Below are 24,758 nucleotides of genomic sequence, written 5' to 3' on the forward strand. Positions count from 1 at the left end.
GTTGTCTTTTAACTGTTGGATTGTTATTAGCTGTTATTGTTAGAATTCTGATGGGAAAATCTGTGCAAACAGTGATTGCAGCTTTATTAGTTTCTCTATTATTTTTGCTGCGATTTTCTTGTTTTCAATCCGCTTTTGAAGCGAAAACATTGCCTAATAGTGATCAAGCAAGCTTACGTTTACGTATTTTCGCTGATGACATAACCATTGATGGCGACCAGCTTAGGGCAAGAGCCTTTGATCAGCAGCATAAACAAAAGATTCTGCTTTATGTAACTGTTGGATCTGAGGATGAAAAACATTTTTGGGAAGCCAACCAAAAAAATTTGAATTGTTTGGTTAATGGACGAATTTCTAAACCCATGCGGTCAACTAATTTTCGGCAATTTGATGTTCGCAGTTACTTTCATACACAGTCGATCAGCAATCAGATCAGTAGGACTCGTTTTGAAAAAATATCTGTTTTTCGGTCGGCCAATCCATTTGACTGGATTATTTCGACCACACATCATCTGCGAAAATTACTCATTAATCAGTTGAACCAGCTCCCCAGCCCATTGTCGGATTATGCTAAGGCACTTTTGATAGGTGATTTAGATAGTGATTTTTATGATCGCTATCCAGGCGTCACGAACCTGGGCCTGATTCATTTATTTAGTATTTCCGGCTTTCAGGTCAGTTATTTTGCAGTTCTTTTAAAAAAATTTTTGAGAAAACTCCATATGACTAAAGATCACAATACAATCATGACTGCTTTTTCCCTACCGATATTTTTTATTTTTGCTGGAGGAGTTCAATCCTTGGTTCGCCCCGTTGCCTCAGCTGAATTATCTTTGGGGGCGACTTTGATGAAAGTACGCGTAAGCAAAGAGCTTATTTGGTCTGGCACATTGATGATCGGACTTTTCGTATCGCCGATGATTTTGTTCAATATTGGCGGTCAGCTTTCTTACTTGCTCAGTTTTGCATTGATGTACACCTATCGGCTTGGATCTTTTAAAACGAGTCTATTTATGAGCTTAGTTAGTATGCCAATTGTGTTGGCTGCAAAATATTCTTGGCATCTTCTTAGTATGCCGGCAAATTTTATTGCTATTCCTCTTTTTGGGATCTTCATTCTGCCACTAATCTTTTTAGCTATGCTGGTACAAATTATTTTTCCGGCCGCTTTAGGCTGCTTGAATTTTGTGATTCAGCTTTTTACTGAGAGTGTCGAATGGCTGGCACTTTTGCCAGGTCAAATATATTTTGGCAAACTAGCTGACTTTTTAGTTATTCCGTTAATCTGCTTGATATTCGTACTTTTTGACGAGAAAAAGATTCGTCGGCGCATCGCGACAGCGCTGTTTTCCGCAATTCTAGTCACTAGTTTCCTTATCATTCATTTGCCTAAAGAGGGTGAATTAATGACTTTTGATATCGGCCAAGGGGATTCTGCATTTCTTCGCACGCCTCGTAATCGGCAGACTGTTCTCATTGATACGGGCGGTCGAGTTGGCTTGCCTAAAAAACCCTGGCAGATTACAAAGGGTGGCGTTAACCAGGGGCAATCTATCATTGTCAATTATCTGCAGTCAATTGGCGTCGGCCATCTGGACTATTTGGTGCTGAGTCATGGGGACATGGATCATATCGGTAATGCAAAAGACATTTTGAAATTAATGGCTGTTAAGCGTTTACTGATTCCGGCTGGAATGCGGAGTACTGATCCCTTTAAAATTCAGCTTCAGCCTTTTATTAAAAAGGGAACAGAAGTTATTGAAGTAACCAATTTATCCAATCTGTCAGGGTTTCCTTTTAAAATATTGCATCCCTTTGGGCAAGGTAAAGCTGAGAATGAGGATTCCATCGCACTGTGGACGACTTTGGGTCCGCTAAGATTCTTCACTGCTGGAGATTTACCGAAAGAAGGTGAGATTCAGATCGATGAAAAGTTTCCGGGACTAAAAGTTGATCTGCTAAAATTGGGGCATCACGGTTCCAATACCTCCAGTGATGCGCAGGTCCTGAAAAAATGGCAAGTGAGCTACGGCTTGATTTCAGCGGGTCGGCATAATCGCTATGGTCACCCCAAAGCAGAGGTCATTTCTTTGATGGATAGACTTCATGTTCATGTTTTTAACACCCAGACTAATGGTGCAATCCGTTTTCGTTATACTGAGCATAAGGGCTTTTTTGAGACTTTTACGAGAGATTTTGATGACACCGAATGATTTTAGTACACAATTAAAAAAACAAGGCATTCTTCCAGCTGTTCTTTTGTTTTCTGGCCAGGAGGTTTTTTTAGCCCAGCAAAGTCTTAAAAAAGTCGAGCAGTCAATTGAGACAAATTTTCGAGCTTGGGATTTTGTTAGAAGTGATATGAGAGATCAGTCTGTGCCGGTTGTTTTGCAAGATGTCTCGACGATGTCTTTTAGCGGTGAACGGCGTTTCGTTATCATGGATCAACCTGTTTTTTTGTCTTCTAAAGGCAGTTTGGAAAAACAGGATGAAAAAAATTTTTTGAATTATCTTCAGAATCCTGAATCGGAAAATACGTTAATCGTCAATACAGTCGGTATCGATATTGATAAACGAAAAAAAATTGTCAAAGCTCTTCTCAAAAGCGGGGAAAAGGTTAATTTTGAGCCATTGCCTGAGAGAGAGGTTTTTAAAATTGTCAAACGGCATTTGTCACTAGCTCATGTTTTAATGGCTGACGATGTTATTAACTACTATCTGCGCCGCTTAGCCTTTGACCTGCGATTGGTCATGACTAATTTGGACAAACTAATACTTTTTGGTGTTTCAGGGAAAGCAATTGGGCAAGAGGAGATTGATCAATTAGTCACTGCTGAATTGAATGAATCTGCTTTTGATCTCGTCACTGAGATTAACCGGCGCCATTTGGATAAAGCCTTGCAACTGTACGTTAATCTTATTGATCGAGGAGAGGCACCTATTCGAATCAATGCGCTGCTTCAGTCCCAGTACCGCCTTTTGATTCAGGCTAAAGCTCTATCAATCAATGACACACAACTTGCTCAAAAACTTAAAATACATCCGTATAGGGCAAAATTAGCTAATCAAGCTGTCAGTGTCCAAACGATGCCGCAATTGTCGAATGCCTACTTGGATTTAGCTAAAATTGATTTTCGACTCAAGTCGACAACATTAGATCCAACGATGTTATTTGAAATGTTTCTTTCAAACAATGTTTAGAACCATTTTTTAGATATCTCGTTCAGATTCTCCTTCTTGAATAGGCGAAATGTGTAGTACAGAAAAATGATCAGTAGTATGGCTTGAAAAGCAAACTGAGTCGCGGTTACTTTGGGATTACCCAAGCCGAAAATGGCTTGCGGATTGGCTGCAAAAGCTAAACCATCGATAAGAGCGTGTATCAGGATCGTGACTGATAGATTCTTACTGAATATGTAGGCGGAGGCGAAAATGAGCCCGAGTGCAAACACATAAATCATTTGAATTGCTGTCACGGCTATACTGGCCGAAAAAAGATTAATCAAATGCAGGCCAGCAAAAAACATCGCTGACAATAAATTGGCTGCTAAGAAACTAAATGTACGGCTTCCTTGAGATAACAGGTTTCCCAGCATTAGTCCACGCGCGGCATACTCTTCAAAAATGCCGACCGAGAGCGAAACTGCTAGGGCAGTAAAAAGTTCGAAGGGGCTTAAATGGTGACTTTGGCTTGAAAACACGAGCAAGTTTATCAAAACGAATAAGATACTAGGGGAAGCTACTTTTAGTCCAAGAAAGAAACTGTGATTAAAAAAAGAAACTCTGATTTTAAAAAAGAAATGATTAAACAAGAAAATGAACAGAATGGCAAATGACTCGCCTAGAATTGCCAACCAGCTTAACAAAAAAGGATCCCGATTTACCGCAAGCGTACTGTTATAAAATAACAAGCGGTAAACAGAAATAAGAATTGAGCCCAGGATTGAACCAAGGATCAAAGAAATAATCGTCGAGAAAAAAATTAAAAAGGATTTTAAGAGTACGTCTCTTTTACTTTTCACTTCAGTGCATTGCTCCCTTTTTAAGTAATAGACAAATATTGGCTCAAATAATATCTGATTTGTCTGTTTGAGAGAAATTGGAAGGAGACACGGGGATTCGAACCCCGGCGCCGACTCTACATCGGTTCGGCGGATTTCGAGTCCGCTGCATTACCGCTCTGCCATATCTCCGAGCTACAAAAACCATTCTAACAAATAAGCGGCTTTTTCAGCAATAAAGTTTAATAAATTGAATTACGATACAGACCAACAACTTTGCCCAAAATGGCAACGTTATGAACAATAATCGGCGCCATCGTGTCATTTTCAGGCTGTAAGCGATAGTGCCCAGCTTCTTTAAAGAAACGCTTGACTGTGGCTTCGCCTTCGCCATTACCAAAGTCACTGGTCATGGCCACAACAATATCACCATTGTCTGCATAATCTTGTTTGCGGACGAAAACCATATCGCCATCTAAGATACCGATATTGATCATCGACGTTCCTGAAACTCGCAAAACAAAAAGATCACCTTCAAAACGTTCAAGATCATCCGGAAGGGGGAGAAACTCGGTGGCATTTTGTTCGACGGCCAGGATAGGCATACCAGCGGTCACAATTCCGATAACCGGTACTTTACCGGGTGTTACGGGGACACCGAGAGCCCTAAGGCCCTTTTCGGTAATTTCGATAGCACGCGGTTTGGTTGGATCTTTGTGTAACAACCCATGCTTTTCCAGACGTTCGATATGACCGTGAACAGTTGAAGTAGATGAAAGCCCAACCGCTTCGCCGATTTCACGCACAGTAGGGGGATACCCTTTTTCGTTCTGTTTTTCGTATATATAGCGGAGCACACCGAGTTGTTTTGTTTCAGTCATTTGAATCCCTTCCTGCTAAGATATTGCTATATGCAATTATAACCAAACATTTCAAGTAAAACAAACACATGTTCGTTAAATTTAAGAAAATCATTATTTTTTGTATAATGCAAGTATGGAGATTTCTGATGACAGATAATTCAAGATCCGAAGAGGAACATAATGAACCGAAATTCATCGTTGACGAAGATGAGCAGGCTGCAAATGAGGCTTTGAGAGCGAGAATTAACGAATTGGCTGCAAAGCAAAAGACGGCTCAAGGATTGACTGAGTCAGAGAAAGAAGAGCAGAAAACACTTCGAGCAGCTTTTTTGGCAAATTTTCGTAAAGCTTTTCGATCTCAGGTTGAAATGATGCAGATTTTCGATAAGAATGGTAAAGAAGTTACTCCTAAAAAGGTAATTGATATTCAAAAAAAGAAAGGATTGAGATAGAAAATGGACTGGATATGGTTTGTACTGATTGGACTGGTTATTGGTTTTGCAGCGGGAATGATTGTTTCTCGTTTTACACTGAAAAGTTATCTTAAAAAGAATCCACCAATCAATGAGCAGATGCTTCGTCAGTTGGGTGCTTCGATGGGCAGAAATTTGAGCCAAAAGCAGATCAACCAGATGATGGCGCAAATGAAAAAAAATTATTAAAAAAACAAACCCAGTTTGAGGTTTGTTTTTTTATTCTTGATTCTTTTTTTCCGGATGCTGGTCAACATAATGCCAATCTTTATCAATTTGCTGATCAAGTTGGGCAAACGCAGCCTGCATTTTCGGAATTGTTTCTTCAATTGAATCTTTTCGGCCGACCTTGATAACTGGTCCGAAGGCAATCGTCGTTGATCCCCGCCGAAAGAGGCCTTTAAAGCTTAACGGTCCTTGGTAGACAACTGGCAGAAGACTTTTACCGGACATCTTTGCGATTAGTACCGCTCCACCTTCTAGCTGAGATGAGTGTCTGGAACCCGAAGGGAAAATCATGAAATTGCGACTGCCGCTTTTCAATTCTTTGACGGGAATTTTAATCGCTGATGGGCCTGGATTTTGTCGGTCAACGGAGAATACGCCAACTTTTTTAAGAGCCCAAGCGAAAAGTTTGTTTTTAAAAAGCTCCTTCTTCCCCATGAAAATAAATTTCTTGGGCAAAAGAGCGATCGCAAACCACAAGGGATCCCACCATGTGCGATGTGGTGCGACAAGAATGAATTGTTCATTTTCAGGGATATTGGCGCGGCCTTGAATGTTCAGTTTGCCATTTATTATCCAGCGAATAGCTTGAATGATTCGAAAAAGGAACACGTACATGACTATTATTATATAGAGAAATGGCAAAAAACATCTTACAATCACAGGAAAAAATTGAAAACGTCACAGATTCACTCAAAATTATTCAGAACAATTCTCTGCCTAAGTTCGGGATTGATGCTTTGATTCTGGCTGATTTTATTGATGGAAGCCATTCTCAAAAGCAGAAAGCTGCTGACTTTGGATCCGGCAGCGGCATCATCGGGTTGGCTTATGCACGCAAAAGCAGCGGCAAAATTTCTTTGATTGAAATTGATTCAGAATTATGCGAGTTAGAAAAAAGATCAGTCCAATTGAATAATCTTGAAGATCGGGTTCAAAGTTTCCGAGCGGATGTCAACCAGCTTGCTGACATTTTTCAACTGAATTCGCTGGATTTGATTATGTCCAATCCACCGTATTTTGACGAGAGAAACTATGCCTCTAAAAGTCCCGATCCGTCCCGATCCCTTGCAAGACACGGTTACAACTTTAATTTACAAACGCTTTTTACACAGTCAAAAAAATATTTGAAATCAAAGGGCAAACTATATTTTATATACCGTGCTGAAAAAATGGCTGATATTTTTAGTGTGGCAATTGAAAACGGATTCGGCATTAGCAAAATGCGTTTTGTCTATGGCAAGGCCGACAGTCCAGCCAAAATGATTCTTGTTAAAGCTATCAAACAGGCCAGCAATGCGAAAATTCAAATTGAGAAACCGCTTGTTATTTATACTCAACGGGATAATTACGTGCCTGAAATTAAGGAGCTGCTTCAAAAAAGAGACTACTATTTTTACGTGATTCAGACTGCAGATAATTATCTTTACGCAGGAACGAGCGATGATGTTGACCGCCGTTTCGCTGCTCACCAGGCAAAGAAAGGCGCAAAATTTACCAAAGTTGATAAACACCACCCTTTGACTTTGGTCTATCGCGAGAGGTTTTCAAGCAAACACGAAGCCCTGAGCTTTGAAAGCCGCTTTAAACGCTTTACCCGGGCGGAGAAGGAACGGTATATAGGCTTGTAATTACCCCGCTATTCAGGTAAACTATTAAACGGCATTCGCCAATACACAGCGGGAATAGATGCTTTGCCTGTTGCTCTTAGGAGTCGGCAAAGCAGTAGAAGTTTCTGCAAGGACAAAAACATTAGGAGGCCAAAATGGCTGCAATTTCAATGAAAGAACTTTTAGAGGCCGGCGCGCACTTCGGTCATCAGACTAGGCGCTGGGATCCAAGGATGGATGAATATATCTTTACCTCTCGTAATGGTATTCATATCATCGATTTACAAAAAACTTTACGTATGGCAGATGATGCCTATAACTGGGTCAAAGGCGAGGCAGCCGATGGCGCAAACTTCTTGTTTGTCGGGACTAAAAAACAAGCTACCGAAGCAATCGAAGAAGAAGCAAAGCGCGCCGGCGTTGCCTACGTTAATCATCGTTGGCTCGGTGGTACTCTGACTAACTGGAATACGATCAAAACACGTATTAACCGGTTAAAGGAACTGAGAGCTGCTGAAGAAGATGGTTCATTTGACAAGCTTCCTAAGAAAGAGGCTTCTCAGTTGGGTAAACAAAAAGCAAAGTTGGAAAAGTTCCTTGGTGGTATTGCAGACATGGAAGACATTCCTGATGTTATGTTTGTGGTTGACCCAAAAACAGAAGAAATCGCTGTTAAAGAAGCACGCACGTTAAATATTCCAGTCGTAGCAATGATTGATACTAATGGAAACCCAGATTTAGTTGACGTTAAGATCCCTGCCAACGATGATGCGATTCGTGCGGTTAAATTAATCACTTCAAAGATGGCAGACGCCATTATTGAAGGTCGCCAGGGACAAGATGCTGGCGAGGCTTCCGTTGAAGAAGGCTTTGCTGATGCTGCTGACGAGCAGGCGGCTTCAAGTCAGCCTGTTGATACAGAAGACAAAGAAGTTTCATCAAACAACTAAAAATAAGTCGCCTTTTTAGGCGATTTTTTATGAGGTAAAGAAAATGGCACAAATTACTGCAGCACAAGTTAAAGAACTGCGCGAAAAAACCAGCGCAGGCATCATGGATGCAAAAAAAGCACTCGTTCAGGCTGATGGCGATATGACAAAAGCTATCGATCTATTGAAAGAGCGGGGCGTGGCTAAGGCAGCAAAAAAAGCGGATCGTGTGGCTGCTGAAGGCATGACCTATGTTGCCGAAGAAGACAATCGTTCAGCGATTGTTGAATTGAATTCGGAAACTGATTTCGTTGCCAGCAATGATCAATTTTTGGCACTTCTGCACACGGTAGCAGCAACGATTCTCAAAAATAAGCCGGCAGATCTAAAAACGGCTTTGGCCCTGCCGCTTAACGGTGGGACGCTTAATGACGAAATCGTACAGACTTCTGCACACACTGGCGAAAAGATTACGCTTCGTCGCTTTAGCTTGATCGAGAAAAAAGATGACGAAGTTTTTGGTAATTATTCACATCTTGGCGGTCAGATTTCAGTCATTGCTTTGTTAAAGGGCGGTAACGCTGCAGTTGCAAAAGATATTGCGATGCATATCGCAGCTATTGCACCGAAGTATCTTAGCAGAGAAGATGTGCCAAGCGAGGTTGTTGAACACGAAAAGGCAATCCAAATGAAGGCCGATGATTTGGGCAGCAAACCTGACAGCATCAAAGAAAAGATTGTTGAAGGCCGTTTGGGCAAGTTTTTGGATGAGCTTGCATTGCTGAACCAGCCCTTCGTCAAAGGTGATGGCGAAACAGTTGCAGAGTATTTAAAGCAGCAAGGTGCTCAAGTTGAATCTTTTGTCCGTTACCAAGTTGGAGAAGGCATTGAGAAACAAGAAACGAGTTTAGCTGAAGAAATTGCTAAACAGATAAACGGGTAATTCTATGGCTGAAGTAGAATTTCATCGTGTATTGCTCAAACTTTCAGGGGAAGCTCTAGCCGGTCAATCAGGAATCGGGATTGATTTGCCAACAGTTCGACGTGTTGCAAACGAATTAGCTGATATTAAGAGGACATATCCGGAAATCCAAATTGCGATTGTCAATGGTGGTGGCAATTTGTGGCGTGGGGAACCAGCTGCTGAAGCCGGTATGGATCGGGCAAGAGCCGATTATATTGGTATGCTGGGTACAGTCATGAATGCCTTATCTTTAGCTGATAGTTTGGAACAGGCAGGTGTGGATACGCGTGTTTTGACAGCAATCGAAATGAGACAAATTGCTGAGCCTTACATTCGCGGACGTGCAATTCGTCACTTAGAAAAAGGCCGAATTGTCATTTTTGGTGCTGGGACCGGATCGCCGTATTTTTCAACAGATACAACAGCAGCGCTTCGAGCCGCCGAAATTAATGCTGATGCGATCTTAATGGGCAAAAATGGGGTTGATGGCGTTTATAATGCTGATCCGCGCAAGTTTGCCGATGCAGTGAAGTTCAGCGAGTTAACCTATGATGAAGTTTTGCAAAGAGGCCTCAAGGTTATGGATTCGACCGCTGGTGCTATGGCCAAGGATACCGATATGCCTTTGGTTGTATTTAATTTAAACGAGCCTGGCAATATTAAGAAGGCCATTGAAGGACAAAATATCGGAACAGTAATTAAAGGATCCAGATAATGATTGATCTAGCAGATTTAAAAAATAGAATGGCAAAGGCCAGTAAAGCTTTTCAAAATGAGTTGGTCAACATTCGTGCCGGTAGAGCAAATCCAAATATGCTTAATAAAATCCAAGTTGAATATTATGGTGCCCCGACGCCATTAAATCAACTCGCTAGCATACAAGTTCCGGAAGCGCGGATATTACTGATTACCCCTTATGACAAAAGCTCATTAAAATCCATTGAACAGGCTATTTTTGCCAGCGATCTCGGTCTAACACCCCAAAACGATGGCAATGTGATCCGTTTGACGATCCCTATTCTGACTGAAGATGGCCGTAAAGATTTGGTCAAACAAGTCAAAGCAGAGGCTGAAAAAGCAAAAGTTGCCAGTCGAAATATTCGTCGAGACTTTATGAATGATTTAAAAAAAGACAAGGATTTGTCCGAAGATCAGCGCCATAAAGCTGAAGAGGATGTCCAAAAAGTAGCCGATTCTGAAATAAAAGATATTGATCAAATTGCGGATAACAAAGAAAAAGAATTAATGGAGATTTGATGGTTTTTTTTAATGCAGCGAGTTCTAAGGAAAACGATCAGCTGATTCCCAAGCACGTTGCAATTATTATGGACGGTAATGGGCGCTGGGCTAAACGTCAACATCAGGCGAGAGTTTTCGGACATAAAGCCGGTATGGAAAATGTGAAGAAGATTGCGCTTGTTGCTAATCAACTGGGAGTCAAAGTATTGACTCTTTTTGCATTTTCGACGGAAAATTGGGGCAGGCCGGCTACAGAGGTGAACTATTTAATGCGCTTGCCAATAGATTTTTTTAATCTATTTGTACCCGAGCTAATTGAAAATAATATCAAGGTTGAAGTGATCGGTGAAGTTGATGGCCTACCTGACAAAACACGGTTAGCTGTCGAAAAAGCCATTGTAGACACCTCACAAAACACTGGCATGATTTTAAATTTCGCTTTTAATTACGGTGGCAGAAGAGAAATTGTGGATGCCGCACAATCAATTGCACGCCAAGTCCAAAAAGGGCTTATTCAACCGGACCAGATTAACGATCAACTGTTCCAAGAAAATCTCTTAACGAGCCAATTGGGAGATTTGGCTAATCCTGATTTAATTATCCGAACATCCGGAGAGAAAAGAATTAGCAACTTTCTGCTTTGGCAGGCGGCCTACTCTGAATTTGTTTTTTCAGAAAAATTGTGGCCAGATTTTTCTGGGGAGGATTTTAAATTAGCATTGGCCAGTTTTGGAAAACGTGATCGGCGCTTTGGTAAGATAAAAGAATCATGAGAACTCGAATTATTACAGCAATTGTTGCTCTGGCCATTTTCGTTCCTTTCGTTGTTTACGGGGGTATTCCTCTAACTATCCTGATTTCCTTATTAGGCGTAATTGCAGTAGGCGAACTGCTATTCATGAAAAAACGGCTGCTTGTCAGCTTTGAGGCCCTGGTCTCATTTGTAGCTGTTGTGGTCACTATTTTACCGAATAGTTTCTGGCGCTTGCTACCCGCTCCGACTTTCTTAAATCCAAGAACTTTAATATATTTGTTTATTTTCTTATTACTGTTGACAACGGTCTTGTCAAACAACAAGTTAAGTTTTGATGACGCTGGTGCTTTGTCACTGGGTGTTTTATATATAGGTTTTGGTTTTCATTTCTTTTTACAGGCAAGGGCTGAAAATTGGATGGCATTCGTTTTTGGACTGATTATCGTTTGGCTGACGGATAGTTTCGCGTACATAATTGGCAGGAAATTAGGCAGACACAAACTGATACCTAAAATTAGTCCTAACAAGACTTGGGAAGGTTCTATTGGGGGAACTGCTGTAGCAACGATTGTGGCAATTATTTTTGCAGAAAGTACCCATTTTGCAACTCATTTTTCACTGTTTGAAATTGTACTGGCTACTCTCATTCTTTCGATTGCAGGCCAATTTGGAGATTTGATTGAATCAGCCTTAAAACGGTATTTTGGTGTCAAAGATTCCGGTACTCTCTTGCCGGGTCACGGCGGTATTCTCGATCGTTTTGATTCCATGCTGATCGTCATGCCGATTATCGTTTTGATTGGACTAACAGCATGAATTTAACTTCGATTGTTGCTTTTATCTTAGTTTTTGGACTGATTGTCACTGTTCATGAATTTGGTCATTTCTTTGCTGCAAAAAAATTTGGTGTTGTAGTTTACGAGTTTTCAATAGGCATGGGTCCCAAAATTTTTGGAAAAAATTGGCATGGCACCAACTATGTCTTGCGGATTTTGCCTGTTGGCGGGTATGTTTTAATGGCAGGTGCTGATCAGCAAAATGAGTATCTTGAGGATTTACGACCAGGAAAATTAGTGAAACTTAGATTTTCTGATGATACACAACAAATAGTTAATCAAATCGATATTTCGGATTCGCCAGCTGATTCTAGTACGCAGCTGATGAGAATTAAGGAACTGGATATTAACCAGGCTTTTGTTATTTCCGGAACTATCAATGAGAGCCAAAATTTAGATGCGAGCTACCATTTGGCCGAAGAAACACAAATCAAAATTTCTGAAGATCGTATATTCGAATTAGCTCCCAGAAATCGACAATTGCCAAATATCGCAATCTGGAAACAAGCAATTGTTAATTTTGCTGGACCTTTGATGAATTTTTTGCTTGCTTTTGTTTTATTTATTGGTTTATCAGCTGCATTGCCTCGTGTGCCATTATCCAATGGACAAATTAATCCAATGGCTGGTTATCCTGCTGCAAAACAGGGCCTCAAAAAGGGTGATGTGATTACGCGAATCAATACTCGATCAGTACATAGTTGGAATCAATTGACACAAGCAGTAACGTCAGTGGGAGATCGACCTATTAAGGTGACTTTTAGAAGGGGCAATCAACAGCTGACTGTGTCTATCCAGCCTCGCCGGGCGGTTGAATCGGGACAGACAAGATATCTGCTGGGTGTGGAGCAGGATACAGGATCAAGCTTAACGCAGCGAGTTAATTATGCTTTTTCAAGTTTTTACCAAGGAGCAACAACGATTGGATCTGCATTTTTGCACTTGATCACACATCCTAGCTTAGACCAGTTAGGAGGTCCTGTGGCAATTGCACAAACGACCAGTAGTGCGGCTGCCGCTGGATTCCTAAGCGTTGTAAGTCTCACGGCGTTTCTAAGTTTGAACATTGGCATTTTTAATTTGATCCCAATTCCAGTCTTAGATGGCGGGAAACTTCTGCTGAATTTAATTCAAGCTATTCGCAGAAAACCTCTGTCTGAGAAGACTAATCAAGTTGTCATGATCTCGGGTGTTGTATTTATAATTTTATTAATGATCGCAGTTACGATTAATGATTTATTGAGGTAAAGAAATGAAACAATCCAAAATGTTTATACCCACTGAGAAAGAAGTTCCCAGTGACGCACAAGTGCAAAGCCATATCTTGATGCTTCGTGCCGGATTTATTCGACAGTTAGCAGGTGGCATATTTGCTTATCTGCCATTAGCAGACCGCGTGATTAACAAAATTGAAACCATTATCCGGCAGGAAATGGACAAAATCGATGCCAATGAAATGCTGATGCCGGAAATGATTCCGGCTGAGTTGTGGAAGAGCTCGGGTCGATTTTATACATATGGTCCTCAAATGTATCAACTCAAGGATCGGCAGGCTCGTGACTTTATCATGGCACCAACACACGAAGAGACGTTTACACGGATTTTTGCTGATGAGATCAAATCTTACAAGAAATTGCCTTTGATTGTGTATCAGATTCAACAAAAGTTCCGAGATGAGCTGCGTCCAAAAAACGGTTTGCTAAGAGGCCGTGAATTCATTATGAAAGATGCCTATTCTTTTTCGGCTGATCAAGCGGGTTTGGATCAGGCTTACGATGCAATGGAAGCGGCTTACAAGACGATTTTCAAACGCGTAGGGTTAAACTATCGTGAGATCATTGCTGATGCTGGTGATATGGGCGGTAAAGCGTCGGCTGAATTTCAGGCAATTGCTGACACTGGTGAAGATGTTATTGCTTATTCCGATCAAGGCAACTATGCGGCAAATATTGAAATGGCGGAAACTTTTTTTGAAAGCAAAAAACCGTCTGAAGCAGCTGGAGAACTTCACTTGGTCGATACCCCGAATACTCGGACGGTTAGCGATGATGCTAAACTGCTGCAGGTCTCTGAGCATAAAATTGCTAAGATGATCGTTTTCAAGGCTGATGATCAATTGGCGGCAGTTTTGCTGCCGGGAGATGACGAGGCTAATGAGATTAAGGTTAAGAATTTCTTGAATGCAGATTCTTTGGTTGAGGCAAGTGAAGAAGATGTATTGAAGACGTTTGGAGCTCATTTTGGTTCGCTTGGCCCAATAGGCGTAACTTCCACAAAATTACGTATTCTGGTTGATCAAACAATCGGCAATGAGGCAAATTGGTTTGTTGGAGCGAACCAAGACGGCAAGCACTATGCTAATTTCAATCTCGACCGAGATTTAACGAATTTTGAGATCGGCAGTTTTCGGACTGCTAAGGAAGGTGAACTTGCGCCTGATGGGAAGGGCAAGTTAATTTTCACAAAGGGAATTGAAATCGGACATATTTTCAAACTTGGTACATTTTATACAAGCAAAATGGGTGGCCAAATTCAAAACGACCAAGGAAAGTTAACTGATATGATCATGGGTTCATATGGTATTGGTGTTTCACGTCTCTTGTCAGCAATTTCTGAACAATCAAATGACGACAAAGGCTTTATTTGGCCAAAATCCGTAGCACCTTTTGATGTACATGTCATTATTATGAATACGAAAGATGCGAATCAACAAGCGCTAAGTGCAGAAATTGAAACAAAGATACAAGCAGCCGGATTTGAGGTATTGGTGGACGATCGCAAAGAACGGCCAGGTGTTAAATTTGCTGATTCAGATTTAATCGGCATCCCAATCAGAGTTGTAGTAGGCCGCGATGCGCCTGATAAATTTGTTGAAGTTAAGGCAAGAAGCGAGGAAACCTCCGAAAAAATTTCTGCAAATGATCTTGTTTTGTATCTAAAAAATAAATTTAGTGAACTAAAATAACAGCATGAATGAAAATGACTCTAAATTAAAAATCCTTTTGAAACAAATCGGACATGGCGAAGATCAGCTATCTGAGAAATTAGATGGCGCAGCACTTCAAAGTGTTTTAGTTGATCCAGATGAACGACAGTGGGTTTTTATTTTTACTTGTGACCATTTTCTGCTTCCCACAGTTTTAGGCCGTCTGATTATCGATACCAAGGATATTTTTCTGAAAGAAAATATACATTGTATTTTTCAATTCAAAGTTGCGGAGAAAGTTGGCTTGGCCCAGTTGGGCGAATATTGGCATCTTGTCCTTTCTATTTTGGATAAAAATACGCCTTTCACAAACGAAATTTCAGCTGGTATCAATTTTGCAGATACTGGGAGTGGTATTGAAGCACTGCTAACGACACAAGCTGGCGTATCCTACTTTAGAAATTTGCATGCAGATATTATCGATACCTATAAGAAATTAGGTGTAGATCTTCCTTTCACTTTTAATGTTGATAGTGAAATGCAGGCTGAAATTCAAGAACAGTTCGAAACATCTCAGGCCGCTGAAATACACGAATCGGCCGCCTCAGTTGCACAATCAGCGGCACCGCAAATAAGTACGAACGTCCTTTTAGGCAATGCCATCCCAAATTCGAGTAAATTGACACCCATCGATCAAGTATCCGACGGGGATAATGTTGTTGTCGAAGGGTACGTTTATAAATCGGATTATCGTGAGACGCGACGCGGCGGCGCAATTTTAACGATTGAAGTGACAGATTATACGAATTCGATTTCAGCAAAAGTCTTCTCGCGGAATGCAAAAGATAATGCAGTATTGAAAAATATTCCTTCACAGATCTGGGTGAAAATTCGTGGTCGTGTTGCCGTGGATGATTTTATGGGCGGTGAGCTATCTTTGAATATTAACGATTTACAAACTGTTAAAAAAGAAGCCGACAGTGACCCCATTCCAGAAGGAAAAGAGCATCGTATTGAGTTGCATGCCCATACGACAATGACGGCTTTAAACGCTGTCAATTCAGCTAGTCAATTATTTGACCAGGCTGCACAATGGCATCAACCTGCTTTGGCTATTACGGACAATGCGGATGTACAAGCTTTTCCTGAAGCAGCTGCGGCCAGCGCCAAGACTGGTGTTAAGGCAATTTATGGTTTGGAAGCTAATTTTGTTGCTGATGGTGAACCAATCGCAATTAATACGCAGCATGAAAAATTAGACGATTCGGAATATACCATTTTCGATATTGAAACAACTGGTTTGTCGGCTGTTTCAGATAAAATTATTCAGTTATCTGCGGTCAAAATGAAACACGGTACCGTGTTGGATACTTTTGACGAATTCATCAACCCGGGTTTTCCTTTATCTGAACAAACAATCAATCTGACAGGAATTACTGATGATCTTGTTAAGGACAGCAAACCCGAGGCCGAAGTACTGCGCTTGTTCCAGGATTTTTATAAAGGGACCATCTTAGCTGGACACAATGTTATCCGTTTTGATTATGGCTTTGTTAATCACGCCTTAGCCCAACATCAGCTGCCTAAAATTGACGCCCTGGTTTTGGATACTTTGAATCTGGCTCGTTGGCTGTATCCAAATTTCGGTCGCTACACCCTAGATTTCTTGTCCAAAAAATTCAATGTTAATTTGGAACACCATCATCGTGCGATCGACGATTCAACGGCTACTGGCATGCTGCTGCACCTGTTTTTAAAAGAAGCCGAAGAGAAGTACGATGTCGTCTACGATGAACAATTAAACGAGCATACAGATGATCATGACAGCTGGCGTCAAACACGGCCGACTCATTTGTCAATTCTTGTTCAAAATCAGACCGGCTTGAAAAATTTATATAAATTGGTTTCCGAGTCGAATGTCAATTACTATTATCGTGTCTCACGTGTGCCTAAAAGCCTGTTGACAAAATATCATGAAGGACTGTTGGTTGGGTCAGGTGATGTTTCTGGAGAATTGTTTGATACGCTTGCGCGTGAAGGACTTGACAAGGCTAGTGAACTAGCTGACCGGATCGGTTTTGATTATATCGAAGTACAACCCTTGGAGAATTATCAGCCGCGGATTGAGTCGGGATTTATTAAGGATGATGAGACGCTACGGCAAATTATTCGTGATTATGTCAAATTAGCTGATATGTTGAAAAAGCCATTAGTTGTTACCGGCGATGTACATTATGTTGGCGAGAAAGACCGCATTTATCGGACAATTCTGCTGAATTCCAAAATTGCTCGGTCATCAGCAGGCGGTGAAACACGCTATCGCTTAGCCGATTTATCGATGAAAAAAACGCAGCATCTGTTAGATGAATTTAGTTTTCTTGGTGAAAACAAGGCGTATGAGATTGTTGTCGAGAATAGCCACAAGATTGCCGATAGTATCGATGATGTTCAGCCTTTGAAAAAGGGGCTGTCAACACCGAAAATTGAGGGGTCAGAAGAAATTCTGAGACAAAAGACTTTTGCGCGTGCCAAAGAAATGTATGGCGATCCATTGCCGGATATTATCCAAAAACGACTGGATCGTGAGTTGAACGCGATTATTGGTAACGGTTACGCGGTTATTTATGTCATTTGTCAGCGTTTGGTCGATAAGTCTAATAAAGATGGCTATATCGTCGGTTCGCGTGGATCGGTTGGCTCGTCACTGGTTGCGACGATGATGGGTATTACTGAAGTCAATCCTCTACCACCGCATTATCGTTCCAGAAATGGTAATTATACTGAGTTCGTTGATGATGATACGATTTCATCAGGTTTTGATTTGCCGGAAAAGCGCAATCCAATTGATGGGACACTCCTAATTGGCGATGGGCAGAATATTCCATTTGAGACCTTCCTAGGTTTTAAAGGCGACAAAGTCCCAGATATTGATTTGAATTTCTCTGGCGATTATCAGCCAATCGCACATAACTATACAAAAGTCATGTTTGGTGAAAACAATGTTTTTCGTGCCGGGACAATTGGTACCGTTGCTGAAAAAACAGCTTATGGCATGGTGAAAAATTATGAGGAATCGGAGCAGATTCATTACCGTAAGGCTGAAGAAGACCGCTTATCTGACGGTATTACGGGTGTTAAACGAACAACTGGCCAGCATGCCGGTGGTATTATCATTATTCCAGCTAATCATGACGTCTATGATTTCACGCCAATTCAGTTCCCAGCTGATGACACAAAGTCTAACTGGAAGACGACCCATCTGGATTACCATTCCATTCATGATAATGTTTTGAAAATGGATATTCTGGGTCATGATGATCCAACCTTACTGCGAGCATTACAGGATATGTCCGGCATTGATCCAAAAACGATTCCTGTTAATGATTCAGGCGTTCTATCTTTGTTTACATCGACAAAAGCACTTGGCGTGACTGCAGAGGAAATTATGTCCAACACAGGCACTTTGGGTATTCCAGAATTTGGAACCAACTTTGTTCGCGGTATGCTTGAGCAGACAAAACCGCATAATTTTGGTGAACTACTGCAGATTTCCGGATTGTCTCACGGAACCAACGTTTGGAATGGTAATGCTGATGAATTGATTAAAGCCGGGCAGGCCAACATCGGTACTGTTATCGGAACCCGTGATAAGATCATGACTGATTTAATGTCCTTTGGCCTCGACTCGTCTGATGCCTTTCAGATTATGGAAAAAGTGCGTAAAGGCAAGGGCATTTCCGATGAACACATGGCCATTTTAAAAGCACATCCAAAAGTACCAAACTGGTATATCGAATCGATGCAGAAGATTCAATACATGTTTCCTCGTGCACATGCCGCAGCCTATGTGACCTCGGCGCTGCGTATCGCTTACTTTAAGGTCTATTTCCCGGCTATTTATTACGCAGCTTATTTCTCTGTCCGCGCTAAAGATAAGACGCTGGATGCTGTCGGGATTACGCAAGGGAAAAACAAAGTTCAAGCGCTCGTGAAAAGCTACCGCAGCCGTTACAATGATTTGAATAAAGAAGAATCGAAAACACTTGCCATTTATGAGATTGCCAATGAAGCCTGGCAGCGCGGCATCGAGTTTAAAATGGTTGATCTCTACGAATCTGAAGCTTTTGATTGGAAAATCAAGGGAAACCAAATTATTCTGCCATTTATCACATTGCCTGGCCTGGGCGATAACGTGGCTAAAGCCATCGTTGCAGCTAGAGCCGAACACGACTTTATTTCTAAAGAAGATTTGGCTAAACGCGGCTCTGTTAACAAGACTTTGATTGATTTCATGGATCAGAATCATATGCTGGATGGCATGACAGATGCCAACCAAATGGATTTGTTTGCCATTTAAGCTCAAAAATGTCATAATTATTAGGTCATACGCAAGTAAATCGGACACGAAAGGAGGGGGATATAACATGGCAAGTATTATTGTTCGTCATAATGAATCGTTTGATGATGCACTTCGTCGTTTCAAGCGCGGTGTCGCAAAAGACGGTACCCTTCAGGAAGTTCGCAAGCGTGAGTTTTATGTCAAGCCTTCTGTGGCTCGCAAGTTAAAGAGCGAGGCCGCACAAAAGCGTGCTCGTAAGCGTGCTCGCAACGATCATTAATTTGGAAACGGCCGCAAGGCCTTTTTTAATATAATTACTAATAACTAGGAGTGAAATGAGTTTAACAAGCGATATTCAAGCAGCCATCATTACAGCCATGAAAGCCAAGGATAAGGAAACGCTCAGCGTTTTACGAATGACTAAGGCTGCAATTTCAAATAAACAGATCGAATTAGGGCATGACCTGTCTGATGACGAGACTTTGGCCGTTCTGGCAAGTGAAGTCAAGTCTAGAAATGATTCAATTACCGATTTTAAAAAGGGCAAACGGCAGGATTTAGTCGAAAAAACTGAAAATGAAATTAAAGTTCTGGCCAAGTATATGCCTGTACAATTAACTGAGGCAGAATTAGATAATCTTGTTTCTCAAACAATTCAACAGCTGAATGCGACTGGTTTGCGAGATATGGGTAAAGTAATGGGCGCCCTTTCAACTAAGACTAAGGGTCGCGCAGACGGTGCTAAAGTTGCATCGCTCGTGAAAACAAAATTAGGAGCTCAATGAGTCAGATAATTAACCGCGAATTTCCTTTAGAAAGTCCCGAACAACTGCAAAGTATCGTCGGCAATCAAGACAAGTTTCTCACGATTTTAGAAGAGGGCTTTAATGTCGAAATCAGTCAGCGAGCCAATTCAATTATTGTTAAGGGACCAGAGGAACACGTCCAAGCCGCACAAGACGTGATTTTAGTTTTGGTCAAATTGATAAAACGGCATATTCAGATCGGGCCATCAGATATTGCCAGTGCTATCACTATGCAGAAAAAGGGCACTTTGGAGTATTTCACAGAGCTTTATTCGGATACGTTAATTAACGATGCGAGAAATCGTCCGGTCCGTGTCAAAAACATTGGACAGCGTCAGTATATTCAATCGATTAAAAAGAATGAGATTACTTTCGGCATCGGACCGGCTGGAACAGGTAAGACCTATCTAGCTGTTGTTATGGCAATTTCATCTTTGAAAAAAGGAGATGTTGACCGCATCATTATCACGCGTCCAGCTGTTGAGGCGGGGGAATCCTTAGGCTTTTTGCCTGGTGATTTAAAGGAAAAAGTCGATCCCTATCTTCGCCCGATTTATGATGCTATGGACGCTATCATCGGATCTGAACAAAGCAGCCGTTTATTAGAGAGGGGGATTGTTGAAGTAGCACCCCTAGCCTATATGCGTGGCCGTACCTTGGACAATGCTTTTATTATTTTGGATGAGGCGCAAAATACGACGCCGGCACAAATGAAAATGTTCCTCACGCGGCTCGGATTTAATTCGCGTATGCTGATTAATGGTGATATCTCACAAATTGATTTGCCTAAGGGGTCAAAACAGTCTGGTCTGATTCAGGCTCGTCGGATCTTAGAAGGTGTTAAATCAATCGGCATGGTTGAATTTACGCATGATGATGTTGTGCGTCACCCATTGGTAGGATTAATTGTTGATGCCTATGAGCGAGATGAAAAGAGAAGGGAACAGAAAAAAGATGCTTGATGTTGTTGTGCTAGACGACAAACAAGAAGAAGTGAACAATGATGATGCGGCTCTCGTGAAGGATGTTTTGCAGCATGCAGCAGTCTTTATGAAATTGGATCACGATTATGAGATGTCTGTGAACTTTGTCAACGATGAAGAAATTCACAAAATTAATAAACAATATCGTGATACCGACCGCGCCACAGATGTGATCTCTTTTGCTCTAGAAGAGGCGGACCGCATTCACATCGAAGGTGTCCCCGAGGAACTTGGCGATCTTTTCATAAGTTTGGATCATGCTAAACATCAATCAGAAGAATATGGTCACAGTTACAATCGAGAGTTGGCTTATTTGGCGGTACATGGTTTTTTACATCTTTTAGGTTATGATCATACTAAAAGCCAGGCAGCAGAAGACGAAATGTTCGGTTTACAGGATGCGATTTTAGAGGAATATGGGCTTACAAGATAAAAAACCGTTGTGGCCAAACAGAAAAACATATCAACGCAACAAGAATTTTTTTGCTGCGCTTTTTAATGCATTTAACGGGATCTGGATCATGCTGAGCCGGGAACGGAATTTTCGTATTCATATCGTGATTGCACTTGCTGTTTTGTGGATTGGTATTCAGTTTCATCTATCACGTTCAGACTGGCTGTGGGTGACGATTGCCGTCTCTTTTGCGATCATTGCAGAAATTTTGAATACAATCATTGAGGCAATTGTTGATTTAACTGTAGGCGACCGTTATGATGATCTTGCAAAATTAGCCAAAGATGTCGCAGCAGCTGGTGTTGTGTTTGCCGTTATCATTGAATTTGCAATCTTGGCCATTATTTTGCAGCCTTATCTCTGGCATTGGCTTGGCATACATAATTTATTTAATTATTAAATGGAGACTAATTTGGAAAAAGACTTTAAATCTGGCTTTGTGGCAATTATCGGCAGACCGAATGTCGGCAAATCAACTTTACTAAATTATATCGTTGGACAAAAGATTGCCATTATTTCAAGCAAGGCACAAACGACACGCAATAAAATAGCCGGCATTTATACAACCGACAGTGCTCAAGTTGTATTTTTGGATACACCAGGTATTCATAAGCCACATAACAGCCTAGACCAGTATATGGAGAAGGCAAGTCTTGGTGCGCTGAACGAGGCTGATGCGGTTTTGTTTGTGGTAGACGCGTCTGAGAAACGCGGTCTTGGCGATGACTTTATTATTAATCGTTTAAAACAAATTAAGAACACACCGATTTACTTATTGGTCAATAAAATCGACCTCATCAAGAATAAGAATGATCTGTTTAACACGATTAACAGCTACAACGTTAATGCGATCGATTGGTCAGAAGTCTATCCTATTTCGGCTTTATCCGGCGAACAGGTTCCGGATTTGGTTGAAAATATTATTAGCAAATTGAATCCCGGACCACAGTATTTTGATAAAGACCAAGTCACTGATCATCCGGAAAGGTTTTTAGTTTCAGAATTAATCCGAGAAAAAATTCTGCAGCTCACAGAACAAGAAGTCCCTCATTCAATTGCGGTTGTGATTGATTCGATGAAAAAAGATGGTGAAAATGCCAAACTGCACATTCAAGCTTCAATTATTGTTGAACGTGCTTCGCAAAAGAATATTATTATCGGCAAGCAGGGACGCATGATTAAAAGAATTGGTCAACTTGCTAGAAAAGATATCGAATTATTGCTTGGTGATAAAGTTTATCTGGAAACTTGGGTTAAAGTCGAACCCCGTTGGCGCGAACGGCCACAAGCACTACAGGAACTGGGCTATAATTCCAAACAAGACAACTAATGGATGATAGATTTTCCGGCATCGTTATTGGCGTGCGCGACTATTCGGAAAATGATTCGCTCATCAGAATCATCAGTCCAGGGATCGGTATCAATACCTATCTCTGCCGCGGCAGCAAAAAAGCCAAGAGCCAAATGAAAATTGTGACTCAACTTTTTGCGCACGGTGTTTTTTTTGGCAGATTACCCAAAAATAAGGGTCTTGGTTACTTAAACTCGATTGATCAAGCCGGTTTGTACCAACAGATTTCATTAGATATTCTTTTAAACGCCTATGCCAGCCATATTGCCGAACTGCTGACGGCTGCTTTTGAGGAGCACGATCCAATTGATCATTGGTACCAAATGCTCGTCGCCGGTCTTGAAAAGATTAATTCAGGTTTGGATCCTCAAATCATGGCTAATATTTTTGAAATTCAATTGTTGACTGTTTTTGGCGTTCAACCCAATCTGGTTGATGACCCAATTGATCATACTCGACAAGGCGAATTCGACTTCTCAGAAAAATATAATGGCATATTGGCCAAACAGCATTTTGCTATGGATGAGCATCGTTTGCATGCCGATCCAGCTGCTATTTACTATCTAAGGCTGTTTTCTCGTTTGGACCTTGAAAAAATCCATTCAATCAAAGTTTCGGACAAGATTAAGCGTAGCCTGCAGCGTGTGATTAATTTAATTTATGATCGTCAAATCGGCTTGAAAACACGGGCTCGCAGTTTTATCGAACAAATGAACGGCTTAGAGATTAAACGCACAAATAATGACTGAACTGATACAATAATCTGAAAATGAAGGGAATTATTATATGGTTTTAGCAGATTCAAAAAAAATTGAGATTTTTCAAAAAATTGTTCAGTTCAAAACGGATAACAGAAACGAAGCAGCTGTGGCTTCCTACATTAGCGACTTATTTTCAGGCTATGATAATGTCCAAAGTCATTTTATCCAGGCTGATACAGGCAGAAAGTCATTGGTTTTGACGATTAAAGGTAAAAAACCCGGCAACAAGGTACTGGCATTTTCCGGCCACGAGGATACGGTCTCGGCTGGTGATTTGTCGACTTGGACACATGACCCATTTAAGGCTGAAATTCAGGAGAATATCTTGTATGGCCGTGGTGCCGATGATATGAAAGGTGGATTGTCGGCATTGACATCTGCTGCTTTAGCGATTGTCACAGCCGGATCGAATTTTAGCGGCAGCCTTAAATTAATCGGGACAGTTGGTGAGGAGACTAGCGAAATTGGTGCCAAACAAGTCACGCAAAGCGGTGCCTTAGATGATGTGACGGCTTTAATTCTCGGTGAACCGCGTAAGGAATTTCAGATCGGCTACACAAACAAGGGCGTGATCGATTATCGTGTCTTTGCCACTGGAAAAAGCGCTCATTCTTCCAGACCTGAAAATGGCATCAATGCCATTAACGCTTTACGCCAAGTAATGGATCGATTCGATACATACTTTAAGAGTTTGACACAAAAAAATGAGATTTTAGGTTCATTTACAAATGCCTTTACAACGATCGAAGGTGGCAAACAGTTGAACCAGATTCCTGATTCTGCTGTTCTAGGCGGCAATATGCGGACAATTCCTGAAGTCAGCAATGATGAGATTATTCAGTCACTAGACAAAATTATCGACCAGTTGAATCAGACTTCAGCTGCAAAGCTGAAATTAGAAATTGTTTTTCCGGAACTGCCTTTGCCGGTTCAGAAGGTAAGTGATTTTACACGTTTAGCTCAAAAAGTGATTCAGGAAATCAGCGGTTTTCCTGGGAGTTTGGTAGCTGGTTCGGGTGCTAATGAAGCCTCTGAATACATCAAGGGAAATGCCAAATTCCCAATTTTGATTTTCGGTCCGGAATCCGATGATTGTGCCCATGCTGTTGATGAGCATTTGGATTTGAAAGTTTATCTCCAGGCGGCTGCCATATATGAAAAAATCGCTATAGATTATTTGCAATAAAACACTAAATAAATCATGAAACAACGACCCTTAAAGAATCAAAAAGCCCACAATCCGT

General features: G+C 41.2%; 25 protein-coding genes and 1 tRNA gene. 22 read left to right on the forward strand and 4 right to left on the reverse strand.

Annotation, left to right across the window (positions count from 1 at the left end; translation table 11 throughout):
* The first annotated feature begins 50 nt into the window (after positions 1-50).
* Together ABF487_RS03740 and holA are read left to right on the forward strand one after the other, a co-directional pair.
* A complete protein-coding gene (locus ABF487_RS03740; RefSeq protein ID WP_415634519.1) occupies positions 51-2,213 on the forward strand; it encodes a DNA internalization-related competence protein ComEC/Rec2 in 2,163 nt (720 codons plus the stop codon).
* Positions 2,200-3,201 (forward strand): DNA polymerase III subunit delta, encoded by a 1,002-nt coding sequence (gene holA, locus ABF487_RS03745; RefSeq protein WP_415634520.1) that lies wholly within the window; start codon positions 2,200-2,202, stop codon positions 3,199-3,201. Before ABF487_RS03740 ends, holA begins: the two co-directional genes overlap by 14 nt.
* Here holA and ABF487_RS03750 read toward each other — a convergent pair.
* From ABF487_RS03750 to lexA, 3 genes are all read right to left on the reverse strand, one after another.
* Positions 3,198-4,022 carry a CPBP family intramembrane glutamic endopeptidase gene (locus ABF487_RS03750; RefSeq protein ID WP_263778824.1) on the reverse strand — a complete coding sequence of 275 codons (825 nt, stop codon included), beginning with the start codon at positions 4,020-4,022 and terminating at the stop codon, positions 3,198-3,200. The genes holA and ABF487_RS03750 overlap by 4 nt on opposite strands.
* A gap of 82 nt (positions 4,023-4,104) precedes the next feature.
* Positions 4,105-4,193 (reverse strand) — tRNA-Ser (locus tag ABF487_RS03755).
* A 50-nt stretch (positions 4,194-4,243) separates the two neighbouring features.
* Entirely contained in the window at positions 4,244-4,882 is a 639-nt protein-coding gene (gene lexA, locus ABF487_RS03760) for a transcriptional repressor LexA (RefSeq protein ID WP_263778825.1), read from the reverse strand.
* Positions 4,883-5,010: 128 nt separating this feature from the next.
* Between lexA and ABF487_RS03765 the strand changes: the two genes are divergently transcribed.
* Both ABF487_RS03765 and ABF487_RS03770 read left to right on the forward strand, forming a co-directional pair.
* Positions 5,011-5,316 (forward strand): DUF896 domain-containing protein, encoded by a 306-nt coding sequence (locus tag ABF487_RS03765; protein WP_007746548.1) that lies wholly within the window; start codon positions 5,011-5,013, stop codon positions 5,314-5,316.
* Between the two features lie 3 nt (positions 5,317-5,319).
* Positions 5,320-5,526 (forward strand): YneF family protein, encoded by a 207-nt coding sequence (locus ABF487_RS03770; RefSeq protein WP_263778826.1) that lies wholly within the window; start codon positions 5,320-5,322, stop codon positions 5,524-5,526.
* A 30-nt stretch (positions 5,527-5,556) separates the two neighbouring features.
* On the opposite strand, the gene ABF487_RS03775 is transcribed toward ABF487_RS03770, so the two are convergent.
* Positions 5,557-6,180 (reverse strand): lysophospholipid acyltransferase family protein, encoded by a 624-nt coding sequence (locus tag ABF487_RS03775; RefSeq protein ID WP_263778827.1) that lies wholly within the window; start codon positions 6,178-6,180, stop codon positions 5,557-5,559.
* 20 nt (positions 6,181-6,200) lie between these two features.
* Between ABF487_RS03775 and ABF487_RS03780 the strand changes: the two genes are divergently transcribed.
* The 18 genes from ABF487_RS03780 (at position 6,201) to ABF487_RS03865 (ending at position 24,700) form a co-directional block, all read left to right on the forward strand.
* The gene (locus ABF487_RS03780; RefSeq protein WP_415634521.1) at positions 6,201-7,193 is read left to right on the forward strand and encodes a methyltransferase; all 993 of its coding nucleotides are present in this window, start codon (positions 6,201-6,203) and stop codon (positions 7,191-7,193) included.
* A gap of 134 nt (positions 7,194-7,327) precedes the next feature.
* Complete coding sequence (rpsB, locus tag ABF487_RS03785; RefSeq protein WP_263778829.1) at positions 7,328-8,122, forward strand: 30S ribosomal protein S2; 795 nt, start codon at positions 7,328-7,330, stop codon at positions 8,120-8,122.
* 43 nt (positions 8,123-8,165) lie between these two features.
* Complete coding sequence (tsf, locus tag ABF487_RS03790; RefSeq protein ID WP_415634522.1) at positions 8,166-9,044, forward strand: translation elongation factor Ts; 879 nt, start codon at positions 8,166-8,168, stop codon at positions 9,042-9,044.
* A gap of 4 nt (positions 9,045-9,048) precedes the next feature.
* Positions 9,049-9,780, forward strand: coding sequence for a UMP kinase (pyrH, locus tag ABF487_RS03795; protein ID WP_263778831.1), 732 nt, complete (start codon positions 9,049-9,051; stop codon positions 9,778-9,780).
* Positions 9,780-10,322 carry a ribosome recycling factor gene (gene frr / locus ABF487_RS03800; protein WP_415625277.1) on the forward strand — a complete coding sequence of 181 codons (543 nt, stop codon included), beginning with the start codon at positions 9,780-9,782 and terminating at the stop codon, positions 10,320-10,322. The genes pyrH and frr overlap by 1 nt, the downstream gene beginning before the upstream one ends.
* The gene (locus ABF487_RS03805) at positions 10,322-11,077 is read left to right on the forward strand and encodes an isoprenyl transferase (protein ID WP_415625278.1); all 756 of its coding nucleotides are present in this window, start codon (positions 10,322-10,324) and stop codon (positions 11,075-11,077) included. Before frr ends, ABF487_RS03805 begins: the two co-directional genes overlap by 1 nt.
* Positions 11,074-11,874, forward strand: a complete 801-nt coding sequence (locus ABF487_RS03810) for a phosphatidate cytidylyltransferase (protein ID WP_415625279.1) — start codon at positions 11,074-11,076, stop codon at positions 11,872-11,874. Before ABF487_RS03805 ends, ABF487_RS03810 begins: the two co-directional genes overlap by 4 nt.
* Positions 11,871-13,142: a M50 family metallopeptidase gene (locus tag ABF487_RS03815; RefSeq protein ID WP_415633061.1), complete on the forward strand. Its 1,272-nt coding sequence runs from the start codon at positions 11,871-11,873 to the stop codon at positions 13,140-13,142. Before ABF487_RS03810 ends, ABF487_RS03815 begins: the two co-directional genes overlap by 4 nt.
* 4 nt (positions 13,143-13,146) lie before the next feature.
* Positions 13,147-14,859 (forward strand): proline--tRNA ligase, encoded by a 1,713-nt coding sequence (locus tag ABF487_RS03820; protein ID WP_263778835.1) that lies wholly within the window; start codon positions 13,147-13,149, stop codon positions 14,857-14,859.
* Positions 14,860-14,863: 4 nt separating this feature from the next.
* The gene (locus ABF487_RS03825) at positions 14,864-19,177 is read left to right on the forward strand and encodes a PolC-type DNA polymerase III (RefSeq protein ID WP_263778836.1); all 4,314 of its coding nucleotides are present in this window, start codon (positions 14,864-14,866) and stop codon (positions 19,175-19,177) included.
* 67 nt (positions 19,178-19,244) lie between these two features.
* A complete protein-coding gene (rpsU, locus tag ABF487_RS03830; RefSeq protein ID WP_002817109.1) occupies positions 19,245-19,439 on the forward strand; it encodes a 30S ribosomal protein S21 in 195 nt (64 codons plus the stop codon).
* A 55-nt stretch (positions 19,440-19,494) separates the two neighbouring features.
* Positions 19,495-19,944 carry a GatB/YqeY domain-containing protein gene (locus ABF487_RS03835; protein WP_263778857.1) on the forward strand — a complete coding sequence of 150 codons (450 nt, stop codon included), beginning with the start codon at positions 19,495-19,497 and terminating at the stop codon, positions 19,942-19,944.
* Entirely contained in the window at positions 19,941-20,927 is a 987-nt protein-coding gene (locus ABF487_RS03840) for a PhoH family protein (protein WP_263778858.1), read from the forward strand. Before ABF487_RS03835 ends, ABF487_RS03840 begins: the two co-directional genes overlap by 4 nt.
* On the forward strand, positions 20,920-21,381 hold the full coding sequence (gene ybeY, locus ABF487_RS03845) for an rRNA maturation RNase YbeY (protein WP_415625282.1): 462 nt from the start codon (positions 20,920-20,922) through the stop codon (positions 21,379-21,381). Before ABF487_RS03840 ends, ybeY begins: the two co-directional genes overlap by 8 nt.
* A complete protein-coding gene (locus tag ABF487_RS03850) occupies positions 21,365-21,802 on the forward strand; it encodes a diacylglycerol kinase family protein (protein WP_263778860.1) in 438 nt (145 codons plus the stop codon). The genes ybeY and ABF487_RS03850 overlap by 17 nt, the downstream gene beginning before the upstream one ends.
* On the forward strand, positions 21,803-22,732 hold the full coding sequence (gene era / locus ABF487_RS03855; RefSeq protein ID WP_415625283.1) for a GTPase Era: 930 nt from the start codon (positions 21,803-21,805) through the stop codon (positions 22,730-22,732).
* A complete protein-coding gene (gene recO / locus ABF487_RS03860; RefSeq protein WP_415633057.1) occupies positions 22,732-23,502 on the forward strand; it encodes a DNA repair protein RecO in 771 nt (256 codons plus the stop codon). The genes era and recO overlap by 1 nt, the downstream gene beginning before the upstream one ends.
* A 37-nt stretch (positions 23,503-23,539) precedes the next feature.
* The gene (locus ABF487_RS03865; RefSeq protein ID WP_415634523.1) at positions 23,540-24,700 is read left to right on the forward strand and encodes an ArgE/DapE family deacylase; all 1,161 of its coding nucleotides are present in this window, start codon (positions 23,540-23,542) and stop codon (positions 24,698-24,700) included.
* The last annotated feature ends 58 nt before the right edge of the window (positions 24,701-24,758 follow it).

It is taken from the genome of Oenococcus sp. (genome assembly GCF_047725585.1).
Classification (GTDB): Bacteria; Bacillota; Bacilli; order Lactobacillales; family Lactobacillaceae; genus Oenococcus; species Oenococcus kitaharae_A.

Excerpts from the sequence above, each read along its gene's own strand:
- ybeY (WP_415625282.1), top strand. The coding sequence starts at position 20,920 with ATGCTTGATGTTGTTGTGCTAGACGACAAACAAGAAGAAGTGAACAAT.
- ABF487_RS03740 (WP_415634519.1), top strand. The coding sequence starts at position 51 with ATGGGAAAATCTGTGCAAACAGTGATTGCAGCTTTATTAGTTTCTCTA.
- ABF487_RS03850 (WP_263778860.1), top strand. The coding sequence starts at position 21,365 with ATGGGCTTACAAGATAAAAAACCGTTGTGGCCAAACAGAAAAACATAT.
- ABF487_RS03805 (WP_415625278.1), top strand. The coding sequence starts at position 10,322 with ATGGTTTTTTTTAATGCAGCGAGTTCTAAGGAAAACGATCAGCTGATT.
- tsf (WP_415634522.1), top strand. The coding sequence starts at position 8,166 with ATGGCACAAATTACTGCAGCACAAGTTAAAGAACTGCGCGAAAAAACC.
- ABF487_RS03815 (WP_415633061.1), top strand. The coding sequence starts at position 11,871 with ATGAATTTAACTTCGATTGTTGCTTTTATCTTAGTTTTTGGACTGATT.
- pyrH (WP_263778831.1), top strand. The coding sequence starts at position 9,049 with ATGGCTGAAGTAGAATTTCATCGTGTATTGCTCAAACTTTCAGGGGAA.
- ABF487_RS03820 (WP_263778835.1), top strand. The coding sequence starts at position 13,147 with ATGAAACAATCCAAAATGTTTATACCCACTGAGAAAGAAGTTCCCAGT.
- lexA (WP_263778825.1), bottom strand. The coding sequence starts at position 4,882 with ATGACTGAAACAAAACAACTCGGTGTGCTCCGCTATATATACGAAAAA.
- recO (WP_415633057.1), top strand. The coding sequence starts at position 22,732 with ATGGATGATAGATTTTCCGGCATCGTTATTGGCGTGCGCGACTATTCG.
- ABF487_RS03775 (WP_263778827.1), bottom strand. The coding sequence starts at position 6,180 with ATGTACGTGTTCCTTTTTCGAATCATTCAAGCTATTCGCTGGATAATA.
- frr (WP_415625277.1), top strand. The coding sequence starts at position 9,780 with ATGATTGATCTAGCAGATTTAAAAAATAGAATGGCAAAGGCCAGTAAA.
- rpsU (WP_002817109.1), top strand. The coding sequence starts at position 19,245 with ATGGCAAGTATTATTGTTCGTCATAATGAATCGTTTGATGATGCACTT.
- rpsB (WP_263778829.1), top strand. The coding sequence starts at position 7,328 with ATGGCTGCAATTTCAATGAAAGAACTTTTAGAGGCCGGCGCGCACTTC.
- era (WP_415625283.1), top strand. The coding sequence starts at position 21,803 with ATGGAGACTAATTTGGAAAAAGACTTTAAATCTGGCTTTGTGGCAATT.
- ABF487_RS03810 (WP_415625279.1), top strand. The coding sequence starts at position 11,074 with ATGAGAACTCGAATTATTACAGCAATTGTTGCTCTGGCCATTTTCGTT.
- ABF487_RS03780 (WP_415634521.1), top strand. The coding sequence starts at position 6,201 with ATGGCAAAAAACATCTTACAATCACAGGAAAAAATTGAAAACGTCACA.
- ABF487_RS03835 (WP_263778857.1), top strand. The coding sequence starts at position 19,495 with ATGAGTTTAACAAGCGATATTCAAGCAGCCATCATTACAGCCATGAAA.
- ABF487_RS03840 (WP_263778858.1), top strand. The coding sequence starts at position 19,941 with ATGAGTCAGATAATTAACCGCGAATTTCCTTTAGAAAGTCCCGAACAA.
- ABF487_RS03865 (WP_415634523.1), top strand. The coding sequence starts at position 23,540 with ATGGTTTTAGCAGATTCAAAAAAAATTGAGATTTTTCAAAAAATTGTT.
- ABF487_RS03770 (WP_263778826.1), top strand. The coding sequence starts at position 5,320 with ATGGACTGGATATGGTTTGTACTGATTGGACTGGTTATTGGTTTTGCA.
- ABF487_RS03765 (WP_007746548.1), top strand. The coding sequence starts at position 5,011 with ATGACAGATAATTCAAGATCCGAAGAGGAACATAATGAACCGAAATTC.
- ABF487_RS03825 (WP_263778836.1), top strand. The coding sequence starts at position 14,864 with ATGAATGAAAATGACTCTAAATTAAAAATCCTTTTGAAACAAATCGGA.
- holA (WP_415634520.1), top strand. The coding sequence starts at position 2,200 with ATGACACCGAATGATTTTAGTACACAATTAAAAAAACAAGGCATTCTT.